The 1,605-nt window shown below is 73.8% G+C and carries 1 protein-coding gene; it reads right to left on the bottom strand.

Annotation, left to right across the window (positions count from 1 at the left end):
- Positions 1-1,605: acyl carrier protein (locus tag ACZ7BZ_RS38300; RefSeq protein ID WP_470362415.1), on the bottom strand; the 1,605-nt coding region annotated here is incomplete at both ends.

Here is a 1,605-nt window from a genome sequence, read left to right as displayed (position 1 = left end):
CCGGTGCCGTGGGCCTCGACCACGTCGACGTCGGCGGTGGTGAGTCCGGCGTTGGCCAGGGCCTGGCGGATCACCCGCTGCTGCGCGGGGCCGTTCGGCGCGGTGAGGCCGTTGGAGGCGCCGTCCTGGTTGACCGCCGTCCCCCGGACGACCGCGAGGATCTGGTGGCCGTTGCGGCGGGCATCCGAGAGCCGCTCGATCAGCAGCAGGCCGACGCCCTCGCCCCAGGAGGTGCCGTCCGCCGACGCGGCGAAGGACTTGCAGCGCGCGTCGGCGGCCAGGCCGCGCTGCCGGCTGAACTCGATGAACGACGCCGGGGTGGCCATGACGGTCACGCCGCCGGCGAGGGCGAGGTCGCACTCGCCGTTGCGCAGTGACTGTGCGGCCAGGTGCAGGGCGACCAGCGAGGAGGAGCACGCGGTGTCGACGGTGATGGCCGGGCCCTCCAGGCCGAAGCTGTAGGACAGCCGCCCGGAGGCGACGCTGCCCGCGCTGCCCGTGACGAGCTGGCCCTCGAAGCCCTGTGGCTGCTGTCGCATCAGGCGTGAGCCGTAGTCGTCGTACATGACGCCGGTGAAGACGCCGGTGCGGGAGCCGCGCAGCGCCTCGGGGTCGAGGCCGGCGTGCTCGAACACCTCCCAGCCGGTCTCCAGCAGCAGCCGCTGCTGCGGGTCCATCGCCAGCGCCTCGCGCGGGCTGATGCCGAAGAACGCGGGGTCGAAGTCGGCGGCGGCGTCCAGGAATCCGCCCTCCCGCACGTACGACTTGCCGGGTGCGTCCGGGTCCGGGTCGTACAGGCCGTCGACGTCCCAGCCACGGTCGGCGGGGAACCCGGCGATGGCGTCGATGCCCTCGGCGGCCACCCGCCACAGGTCCGCCGGGGACCGTACGTCTCCGGGGTAGCGGCAGGCCATGCCGACGATCGCGATCGGCTCGTCGGCCGCCACGGGAGCGGTCGCGGTGGCCGGGGCCGTCGGAACGGCGGGGTGCTCGGCCCCGGCGGGAGCGGTGAGCAGGAGGTCCGCGAGGTGTCGGCCGATCGCCGAGGTGGTCGGGTGGTCGAAGACCAGGGTCGAGGGCAGGCGTCGGCCGACGGCGCTGCTCAGCCGGTTGCGCAGCTCGACGGCGGTCAGTGAGTCGAAGCCCAGCTCGCTGAACGAGCGGTCGGGGTCCAGCTCGGCACCACCGGAGTGCCCCAGGACGGCGGCGACGTGCCGGGTCACCAACTCGTGGATGAGTTCAGCCTGTTGCGGTGCCGCGAGGTCGGCGAGCCGCTGTTCCAGGGTGGTGCCACCCGGGTCCGTGGCGGCGGCGACCCGGCGGGGCCTGGCGCGCACGAGCTTGCCGAGCAGGGGCGGCAGGGTGCCCTCGGTGGACTGCCGCTGGAGTGCCGACACATCCAACTCGGCTGTCACCAGTACCGGTTCGGTCGAGGCGAGCGCGGTGTCGAACTGGGCGAGGGCCCGCTCGGCGGACATCCCGCGGAACCCCTGGCGGGCCAGCCGGTCCCGGTCGGTTTCGGTGAGGGTGTTGGTCATGGTGCTGGTGTCGGTCCAGAGTCCCCAGGCGAGGCTGGTGGCGGGGAGTCCTTGGGTGTGGCGGTGG

This window comes from Kitasatospora sp. NPDC036934, from assembly GCF_055608425.1.
Note: the sequence above shows the minus strand (reverse complement) of the source record. Positions and strands in the feature narration are given on the sequence as shown.